The following is a 10,763-nucleotide window of genomic DNA, read 5'->3' as shown; positions in this document are numbered from 1 at the left end:
CGGCCCCGTCATTGCTGAAACGCTGATCGCTCAGGAGCGCCCTGACGTCGTCGTACCGGGAGAGGAACACCATCGGCACATCGCCGACGCCAAATCGGAAACGGTGAACCGGGTCATGGATCCGCAGCCAGTCGTACACCGAGTACGGGTCCTGATAATAGGCCGAGTCGAACAGCGTCGGCGCCTGCTCCGTTGTCTGCATGATTTAACCTCCTGGAAAGCGCCGGAACGGATCGTCAGAGATAGTCGGTGCCGGGCTCGAGTCCGAGCAGGACGCGGCCGTGTGCCTCGAGGGAGCTTGTCGGCGTCAACAGGCCGTGCAGGGAGAGTGCCGCGATGTCGCGGAACGCGCGCTGGAAGTGGTTGGTGCGCAGAATAGTGGACGCAGAGCTAATGTTGTAGAGCGTCTCCACGGCCTCTTTGGTCGACTGCACCAGGTAGCCGACCTGTCCGCGGACCACCGCCTTCTCGGCGACAGTCATCTTTTCCCCGCGGTCCGCGCGGCCCTGGATAACTTCCAACCAGTCCCGGGAGAGTGCCTCGCAGGCGGCGATCTGGTTCGCGGCCCGCGCTACCTGGATCTGTGTGTGCGGGTGTTCGCGCTGCTCGGTCCAGGACGTGTAGGTAATGCCCTTGCCTGGCAGCCGCTCGATGAACAGTTCCAGGGCATTCTGGGCAATGCCCAGGTAGACGGGGGCGCAGGTAGCCAGGACGTAGCTGAGAAGGTTGTAGTTGCGACCCTTCGTGTCCGCATTCCAGCGGTTGCCCGTGGACGCGTCGTAGACCGAGGTGTCCACCACCCGATGATCGGGGACGAACACGTCCTTTGCCGTGGACGTGGYGCTGTCGGTGCCCGAGGCGCCGAACACGTCCCAGTCGTCGGCGATGGTGATGTCCCCGGTCGGCACCAGAGCGAAGAGTTCCTCGTGCCTGCCATCCGGATGATCGACTGTGGCCGCGTGGACGTTCCACTGCGCTCCGCGCACGCCCGTGTTGAATCGCCAGCTGCCGTTGAGGATGTAGCCGCCGTCGACCGGGACGAGCGTGCCAGATGGGGTGAACCCGCCGGAGATTCGAACGGAGCCCCCTTCGAACACCTCCTCCTGAGCGCGGTTCGGGTACAGGCTGGCGATCCAGGCGGTAGAGACCCACACCATCGAGGCCCAGCCCGTCGACGCACATCCACGGGATATCGCGGTCAAGATCTCGGCTTGCTGCGCCACGGGGAGGTCGAGGCCGCCGAACCGTTCGGGAACCGCAATACGGAAGACCCTGGCCTCCTGTAGGAGCTCGATGTTCTCGTCCAGGATTCGGCGCTGGTTCTCGGTGGCCGCACCGTTGTTACGCAGGGATGGCACCGCATCCCGCACCGCGTCCAGTACGTTCAGGGCATCAGTACCGAGCCAAGTCATGCTGCCTCCGGCTGGGAATTCATGGGATCCACTTTTATCCGTCGGTTGCCGGGCTCACTTTATGTGGACGGCTGGAATTTCCCACCCATGCTTCGGTAATGGTTCGCTCACAGGTGGCGCGTTACGCGCTCTTCCTAGCCGACCGGAGGATGTAAACCTGACCAGGGTGAGGTCTCGAGGGGGTGCCTGAACGACCACCTGGTCCTAATCTCACTGGTCGCCAGCATTTTGGTGATCTGGCCCCGCCGCGTCGCCTGCCGGCTGCGGCCGGACAGTTGGGGGTCGAGGGCCGACGAGGGCTTCGACCCTCGTAGACCGTCGGATGTGACGGCGCGAGACTACCTACTCGGCGTGGCGAGCCGGTCATCCCAAGACTGAGGATCATGGCGGACCTGCCGTGCCGGCTGGTGTTGGAGCGGCGCGCGGAGAAGATGAGACCGCGCGTCCCGCGGGCCCGCGACATCGACCTGGACCAGCGCTCGCGACGGGCTGACCGCCCCGTCCGCGTCCGGGTCCTGCGGGATCGTGACGAAGCGCGGCGGGACGTCCAGAAGCAGGTCGGTGGCGAATTCTGGGAGTGGTTCAAGAGCCAGCGTCGCGACATGGCTCTCAGCGCCCTCCCACACGGGATCCTGGAGCGCGAGTTCCACCTCGGTTGTGGCGACCAGAAGCAGTGGTACGTCGCTGAGACGGGTGAGGCCGGAGACGAAAGCGGAAAGAACGTGATCAGCGAGGTGGAGATCGTCGACAAGGAGGACGACGGGCTGCTCGTGGGCGACGAGTCTCATAAATTGGCGGCAGGCGATCGACCTGGTCGCCGATTCGATCACGTCCTCAAGCCGGTGATCTGGCTCGACGAGCGGATGCAGACCCCGCAGAAGCTGGCGTGCCTCATCCACGTCATCGGTCAGCCGGGTGACTGTCCGTGCTAGCCGGTCCCACATGACCGCGTGGCCGCCCGGCGCCTCCGCGTCGCACAGGGAAAGCACAAGCGTTCGCCGCAGCTCGGCCGCGGTGCTGCGTTCAGAGTGCCGGGCCTGGTCCACGGCGAAGCGGACGACCCGGGACCGCGCCGCTGACAACTGCGCGAACTCGGCGAGCAGGTGGGTCTTGCCGGACCCGGGTTCACCAAGAATCGTCACCATCCGTGGTGTGCTCTGGTAGCGGGACCGCTCCAGCAGACCGGTCAGCAGGGCGATCTCCACCTCCCGGCGCGCGGCGGTGGCAAGGTGCTGATCGGCCTCGCGTCGGCGAGCCCTCGTCACCGTCCAGTCGCTGCCGTGTGCGGCGTCATCCCACCCGCCCGCGGCACGATAGTCGATCGCCTCCATCGTCCGTGCCCGTGTGGTCTCGCAGACCCGGATCTCGCCGGTCTGGGCCCGGCCGAGAAGAGAGTCGCAGAGATTGAGGAGACTGCCGCTGATAGACAGAGGCTGATCTGGGTCATCTGGYCGGTGACATACCAGGGCCGTGCCGGTCGCGACCGCGGCTTGCGACAAGAGTCGGCCCTCGTGGCTCGGGGCCGGCGGTGAATGCGCGGCGGATCTGAACCCTTCGCGAATCGCCAGTGCGGCCAGTACGGCTCGCTGGGGATGCTCCTGCTTGTTTGGTTCGGTGTCGAACACCGCCATCGAGACAGAGCCAATCGCCGCGGTGACGAATCCGCCGAACTTCTCGATACTTTTCTGGACCCACCGCGAGACGTCCTCCAGGATCTCGTCCACCGCGTAGGGGTCATCGTCCAGACTCCCAGCGTCCAGCTGGGCACGCACGAGCAGGACGCTGACATGCCGTTGCCGCATCGACGTGATCGTCGGAGACTCGGTGAGGAACTGGCCGTTCGTCGGCCGGCCGGCGTCGTGCGCGTCGACGTGGTCTCCCGCCGCGGTCGCGTCGGGCCGCACCTTGGCGACAGTCAGGTGATCGGCACTGGTCCTGACGGGCGGCGGCTGGCCGGGGAGGAATCGGGGTGGGTGAGTCGAGACAGGCGGGGCCGCCCGCGCTGGGGCCGCGGGCCTGGGGCCGTCGACGGTGAGCGCCGCCGAGCCGTACCGGATGGTCTGCCAGGTGGTGTCGCCTGGGAGGTTCAGCGCGGGATCCTGGCTCAGGATCGCCTGCTGCAAGGTCTGCAACTCGCGCCCAGGTTCAAGACCGAGCTCTTCGACCAGAACCGATCGTACTCGACTGTAAACATTGAGTGCGTCCGCCTGGCGGCCACTGCGGTACAGCGCGATCATCAGCTGGGCGTGAGCTCGCTCCCGCAGACCCGTGTTCTCCACCATGTGTTCCAGCTCGCCGAGTACGACCTGGTGGCGGCCTCTCGCCAGTTCCGCGTCGAAGAGATCCTCCATCGCGTCTCTGCGTCCGTTCTCGAGAGCGGATAGCTCAGGCCAGGTGATTCCGGCCTCCACGAGGTCGGCCAGGGCCGGGCCTCGCCACAGCTCGAGGGCCTGACGGAGAATGAGGGCCGCCGTGGTGGGGTCACCGATGGTGAGTGCCTCTCGTCCACGTGCAACCGTGCTCTGAAAGTGGTGGACGTCGACATCGGACGGGTTGATCGACAGCTTGTAGCCCGGTGACTGTGTATCCAGTAGGACGGACGGGTTCGCGCCGGCTCGGGGAGCTAGGGCGCGGCRCAGTCCCCACACGGCGTTCTGGAGGATCTTCCGCGCCGAGGCCGGCGTGTCGTCATCGGGCCACAACGCGCGCATAAGGTCACTGATGGCGATGACCCGGTTGGCCCGCAGGAGCAGATATCCGAGCGTCGCCTTGGGTTTGGCACCGCCCAGGTAGATCGGACGGCTGCCATCCAGGACTTCGAGGGGCCCGAGGATTCGGAACTGCACGGCTCCTCCTTGCGTTCGTGAGTTGACCCCATGGCGCGGCGCGGGAGACAGGCCGGCAAACGCCGTGGCCGGACTCGCCGGGCGTCTGGGCGCGAAGCGCATAATTCCCCGCTGCCGGATATGCCTGCATGAATTCGTGTTCAGGGCATTCGGCTCGTTGACGACTTTCTCTAATGCTGCTTGGTTGAGTAAAGATCGACCGGTGCCGCCGAAGGTCAGTGGACCACTCAAAGACAGAGAGGGGTTGTAACCCAATGGCATTGGGCTTTGATCTGTCCCGTGAGGTGGATGTGACGTTGAGGGGCAGGGCCTGGCGTGTTTGGCGGCCCGGCGCGACCAGCTTCGGTCGTCAACACCAGCATAAGGCCAGCGGTACGCGGTCCCCGTCGACCCGCGCGCCCGCCRCTGACGGCCTCGCCGCTCCCTTCGCCGGGTGCGCAGTAGGCCTCCGGCGGCTGGGGYGGTCCATAGTTAGGAGCTCACGGGCACGGTTCGGGTGGCCAGCGCCGTGGTGTCTCGGAATGCCGCGGCCAGCCACGACGTCAGGCGGCGGAGTGCCCCCGGGCACGCCATTTCCACGGCGGACGTGCGTATCTCCTCTTGCGGTGCCGGGGCAGGTCAGCGGTCTCGTCACGGATTTTTCCGGAGCCCGCGCGGGACGTTTCGTCTATGCCGCGCACGACATCCCCATTGGGTGATCGAGACGGTACGCGTGAACCCGATTCGGCCGACGGGGCGGTCCTCGTCTCGGCCCATAGAGCGGCATGAGTCAGGGCGAGCTTCGAGGCCCGAGTCCTCATGGTGAGAAAGGCGTTCGCTGACGGAGCGAAGGGCAACCTGCGCCTGCGTCGCGCCGCTCGTCCTCTTTGGATCGCCGGCGATCCAAAACGCGATACGGGCTCACGTCTCCATGGGCGCCGGCGTATCCTGGTCGTTCACGGGGACAGCGGCTCCAATCGTTCATCCGAACTCAACCCCCGGTCTGTGCTATAGCGCTGTCAAGGTACGCTTGAATGAACCCGCCACGATGCGGGCTCTTGTGTTTCTCCGCGTGGAGAGCAGTGGTCTGTCCCTTCAAATCGACCTTATGGCGCCTCAGACTCGGAGGTAAGTACTGACTTCGAGGTAACCACGTGCTACCTGAGGTGACCGGCACCGCGTCCCCGCGCGCGTGTCGATCACGGAACGTGATGAACCCTGGTCATGGGAGTGAGCGGATACAGCGACGTAACATCGCCACGGTGTCGGGCTCATCGTGGTCCTCGCCACACGGCACGCCGTCGGTGGCGCTCGACCGACGGCGGCTGGTGTGAGTGACCGCGTCAGATCGACTCGTGGCGAAGGGATGTCCCCTTACCGCAGGCCGTTTGGCTCAGCCGACGTCGCCGGGAGGTGGCGGGAAGTTGCCTACCTGCACGAAGAAGCGGACATAAGTGGTGAAAAGCTCCCTGGTCAACGCCGGGCAGACAACGCTGGTCCCGGCCAGCGCCATTTCCGTCTCGGTCGTGTCCATCGCGGGATAGAAAGCGTCTGTGGCCGTCGTCATCATCTCGAAGGCGTGCAGGAGCGGGTTCAACGCGTTCGTCGGATCCGAGCGAACCGAGTCAATCCATTCGTCCCACGGGACTTCACGCAGCCGGTAGCCCTGCTCGCGCAGATAGTGAACGCACTGCTCCAGGCTCAACGCGGCCTCGTTGAACAGGTGATAGGTGGCACCAACGGCGGCTGGTTGGCGGGCTATGCCGAGAATCGCCGCGCTGACGTAGTCGACCGGCAGCAGGTGGAACCGGCCACTGACACCGGCTGGGGCGCTGCCCGCCTGCAGCAGACCCTTCAGGCTCAGCCATACGAAGTCCTTCGTCTGGCACGCGCCGTGAATCTGATCGCCCGAGACGACGTCGACGCGGTAGACCGACACGGGTATTCCACGCCGCCGGGCCAGGTCGATGAGCCCCTCGGCGACCCACTTGCTTTGCAGGTAGCCGCTTGGCAGTGCCTCGGGTGGCCCGGTCTCGTCCCGTGTGGTCAGCGGCGCTCCGTTCGTCGCCTGTCCRTTGAAGACCCCGATCGTGGAGACGTAGTGGACAGGGACCGTACGGTGCCTGGCCGCCAGTCGGAGAACCTCCTCAGTACCTCCGACATTGGCGTTCCGCAGTGTCGCGTACGGCTTCAGYCAGTGCACCGCCGCGCCGTTGTGGTAAATGACGTCCACCATTCGGGCCAGGTCGTCGAATCGTTGCTCCGACAGGCCGAGCGCGGGTGCCTCCAGATCGCCGACGACGACGGACAGCCGGCCGGGATCGACGTCGTCCCATACCCGGAACCAACGGGCGTTCTCTCGTAGCCGGCTCAGGGCCGACGCCTCGTCGGTTCCGCGGACAAGACAGTGCACGCGCGCGGAGGTGGTCCGCATGAGGTCACGCAGCAGGAAGGCGCCGAGGAAGCCCGTCGCGCCGGTGAGCAGGATGTCGGACGGCTCCGCCGCGGATGCCGTGTACGGGGCGGCGGGCACGATGTCATCCGCGAGCCGTACCTCCGCGTGGAAGTCGACGTCTCCCGCGGAGCCCGCCCGTTCCGGTGTCGCCTCCTCGGCGGCTCGCCCGCCGCGGAGCACGACCCGCTCCAGGTGATCGGCGAGGGCCGCGGGGGTGGGATGGTCGAAGACCAGAGTGGCCGGCAGCCGGGTTCCGACCAGTGCGTCGAGCCGGTTGCGAAGATCGACCGACGTGAGGGAGTCGAAGCCAAGCTCCGGCAGCGCCTGGTCCGGGCGTATGCCGTCGAGGTCGGCATGTCCCAGGACGGTCGCGATCTCGGTGAGCAGCGCCGCCATGACGAGGGCGCGCCGTTCGGGACCGGCCAGGCCCTCGAGCCGCTCCGCCAGCGGTGCCGCGTCGGGCTCCTGGCCCAGGGGACGGCGCCGTGCGGGCACGCGGGCAAGCCCTCGCAGCAGGTCGGGGATCTCCTCCGCACCCCTGCGTACCGCCGGAAGGTTCAACGGGGTCGCGACGAGCGCCGCGTCGTCCAGCCCGAGCGCCGCGTCCAGGAGGTCGGTTCCGAGTTCCTCACCGACCGGGAGGAACCCGCCGCGGGCGATCCGCTTCAGGTCCTTGTCCGTGAGATGCCCGCTCATGCCACCGCGCTGCTCCCACAGCCCCCAGGCCAGCGAGAGCGCGGGCAGTCCGTGCGCGCGGCGGTGGTGAGCGAGAGCGTCGAGATAGGAGTTCGCCGCCGCATAGTTGCCCTGTCCCGGACCGCCGACCGTGGCGGCGATCGAGGAGTAGAGCACGAACGCCCGCAGCGCCCTTCCCCTTGGCTGGTCGCTGGTGAGCCGATGGAGGTGCCAGGCGGCGTCCACCTTGGGACGCAGGACCGCGTCGACCCGCTCGGGCGTCAGGGATGTCACCAGCGCGTCGTCCAGGACACCCGCAGTGTGGATGACGGCGGTGAGGGGACTCTCCGCGGGAATTCCGTCGAGGAGCGCCTCCAGAGCGGTGGGATCGGCGACGTCACACGCCTCGACGGCGACGTGCGTGCCGGCGCCGGACAGCTCGGCGCGCAGTTCGTCGACGCCCGTCGCCCGCGGCCCGCGGCGACTGACCAGAAGGAGCCGGCGCACACCGTGGCGGTGGGCGAGATGACGGGCCAGGCCGGCGCCCAGGCTGCCGGTGCCACCGGTGATGAGGACGGTGCCCTCGTGCCAGCGCAGGTCGGCGGCGTCGCGGTGCGTGGGCCGGCGAAACCGCGAGCGCCGGAGTTCAGGAACCAGGACCATGCCCGCCCGTAGTGCCGTCTCCTTGCGCCGGGCCGTGACGACGAGGTCGAGGACCGAGGGCAACCGGCTGTCGGTCCCGTCGGGCTCGGCGGTGGCGTCCACGAGGTGGAAGCGGCCGGGATGCTCGCTCTGCGCGGTACGCAGCAGACCCCACGCCGCGGCCCCGGCGAGGTCCGTGACGTCCTCACCGGGAGCCGTGGAGACGGCCTCGYGCGTGACGAGGACGAGGGGGACCGTGGCGAGCTGGTCCTCGGCGAGCCACTCGTGCAGCAGTGTGAGCACCCGATGCGTCGTCGTGTGGACGTCCTGTGCCCGGTCGGCGGAGCCGGGCCCCTCGACCCAGGCGACGACGGCGTCGACCGGCCGACCGGCGTCCAGCGCGGCGGCGACGTCCCGTGGAGTGGGGAGGATCTCGGCGCCTTCCGTGGCCATGGCCTTGGCGCGGGGGTGGGGTGCCGCGGCAGCGCCGGTGGCGGAGCCCGCCAGGACCGCCCAGCGCAGGCGTCGCCCGGTGGTCGGCGCGGCGCCGGTCGGTCGCCAGGCGACCTGGAACAGCGCGTCACTCTGGCGCACCCGCGCCTCCGTGAGCGTCCGTGCCGTGACCGCCTCCAGCGAGACCGACGTGATCGTGGCCACCGGCCGCCCTTCCAGGTCGGAAAGGTGGACCGTGTGGCCGCCGTCCGCCGACGGGGCGATGTGGACGCGCAGCGCGCGGCTGCCGGCCGCGAACACTCGCAGGCGCCGCCAGCTCGTCGCGGCTGGTATGAGGTCGTGTTCCGGGCCTGACTGACGAAGCAGGAGCGTCGTGTCCACGGCCGCACCGAGCAGTGCCGGATGCAGGACGAACCCGTCACCGTCGGCGTCGTCAGGCAGGGCGACCTCGGCGCGCAGCGCGTCGCCCGACCGCCAGACAGCCCGCAGGCACGACACCGCCCGCGCCGTTCGGCCCGCGGCGGTCAGCTGTCGCCGAGCCTCGTCGACGTCCATCGCCATGGCCCCCCCTGGCCAGTCCACCAGCGCCGCGTCCGGCTCGTCGGTCTCGACCGGGTCACCCACACCGCTCGTGAGCGCGGCGGCATGGCGTGTCCACGGGCCGTCGGGTGACTCGGGCGCGCTGTACACCGTCACAGGGCGGCGGCCGCCCATGTCGGCGGGCAGCACGCGGACCTGCACCCGCGCCGTCCCGGCGTCGGGAAGCAGAAAAGGAACCTCTACGTCGAGCTCGTCGAGCACCGTCGCGCCGGCCTGGGCGGCGGCGGTCAGGACGAACTCGGCCAACGCCGACGGGGAAAGCACCGCCGACCCGTCGTGCCGGTAAGAAACGAGGCTTTCGTGGGCCGCGGCCGGCACAAGCCCCTGGAGAAGAATCTCGTCCGACCCCGCTACGGCGACCGGCGGAGAAATGAATACGGGATGACGGAGAGCGTCGGAACCCTCGGTGTTCGGCTTCGTTCTCGAGCCGCTCTCACCTCGTCGATCCAGCCAGTATGTCTGGTGTTGGAAGGGGTAGGTGGGGAGGGGTGTGTGGGGGGTTTGGGGGTGGTTCCAGGTGATGGGTGTTCCGTGTGTGTGGAGGTGGGCGAGGGCGGTGGTGAGGGTGTGGGTTTCGGGTTGGTGGGGGTGGAGGGTGTTGATGGTGGGGGTTTGGGTGGTGGTGCGGGTGAGGGTGGTGAGGGTGTTGTCGGGTCCGATTTCGAGGTTGTGGGTGGTGGGGGTGTGGTCGGTGAGGGTTCGGGTGGCGTCGGCGTAGCGGACGGTGTTGCGGAGCTGGTTGGTCCAGTATTCGGGGGTTCGGTGGTCGGTGTTGGTGGCGTGGGTGCCGGTGAGGGTGGAGATGATGGGGATTTTGGGGGGGTGGTAGGTGATGGTCTGGGCGGTGGCGTGGAATTCTTCGAGGATGGGGTCCATGTGGGGGGAGTGGAAGGCGTGGGAGGTGTTGAGTTCGCGGGTTCTTCTTCCTTGTTCGGTGAAGTGGGTGGCGATTTTTCGGGTGGTGGTGGTGTCGCCGGATATGACGAGGTGGGTGGGGGTGTTGATGGCGGCGATGGCGATGTTGGGGTGGTGGGTGAGGTGGGGTTGGATTTCTTGTTCGGTTGCCTGGATGGAGATCATGGTGCCGGGTGGGAGGTTTTGCATGAGGCGGGCGCGGGTGGTGATGAGGAGGGCGGCGTCTTCGAGGGTGAGGATGTCGGCTATGTGGGCGGCGGTGATTTCGCCGATGGAGTGGCCGAGGAGGTGGTGGGGGGTGATGTTCCAGGTTTGGAGGAGGTGGTGGAGGGCGGTTTGGAGGGCGAAGATGGCGGGTTGGGTGTTTCCGGTCTGGTGGAGGAGGTGGGGGTGGGTGATGAGGGTGTGGAGGGGGGTTTCGAGGTGTTTGTCGAGGTGGTGGGCGGTGGTGTCGAATGCTTCGGCGTAGGCGGGGTGGGTGTGGTAGAGCTGCATTCCCATTCCGGGATGCTGGGAGGCTTGGCCGGTGAGGAGGTAGGCGAGTGTGGGTCGGGGGTTCGCGCGGTTGTGGGTGAGGGCGTGGTGGTGGCGGTTCTCGGTGAGGGCGGTGAGGGCGTCGAGGAGTTCGTCGTGGTTGGTGGGGGTGATGGCGGCGCGGTGGTCGTGGGTGGCGCGGCGGGTCGCGAGGGTGGTGATGATGTGCTGGTGGGGGGTGTCGGGGTGTGTGTGGAGGTGGTCGAGTAGTCGTCGGGCCTGGGCCGCGAGCGCGGGTGGGGACTTCGCGGA

The 10,763-nt window shown here is 67.7% G+C and carries 3 protein-coding genes and 1 pseudogene; all 4 read right to left on the bottom strand.

Annotation, left to right across the window (positions count from 1 at the left end; all coding sequences use genetic code 11):
- Positions 1–202, bottom strand: a pseudogene (locus BL253_RS38420) (cytochrome P450); the annotation flags it as partial.
- A gap of 34 nt (positions 203–236) precedes the next feature.
- A complete protein-coding gene (locus tag BL253_RS38415; protein ID WP_076823006.1) occupies positions 237–1,412 on the bottom strand; it encodes an acyl-CoA dehydrogenase family protein in 1,176 nt (391 codons plus the stop codon).
- A gap of 338 nt (positions 1,413–1,750) precedes the next feature.
- A complete protein-coding gene (locus BL253_RS38410; protein ID WP_081439109.1) occupies positions 1,751–4,519 on the bottom strand; it encodes an ATP-binding protein in 2,769 nt (922 codons plus the stop codon).
- 1,111 nt (positions 4,520–5,630) lie between these two features.
- A partial coding sequence (locus BL253_RS38405; RefSeq protein ID WP_116438937.1) for a thioester reductase domain-containing protein occupies positions 5,631–10,763 on the bottom strand: 5,133 nt, incomplete at its 5' end.

Source organism: Pseudofrankia asymbiotica (assembly GCF_001983105.1).
Classification (GTDB): domain Bacteria; phylum Actinomycetota; class Actinomycetes; order Frankiales; family Frankiaceae; genus Pseudofrankia; species Pseudofrankia asymbiotica.
This window is presented reverse-complemented; position numbering and strand designations above follow the sequence as displayed.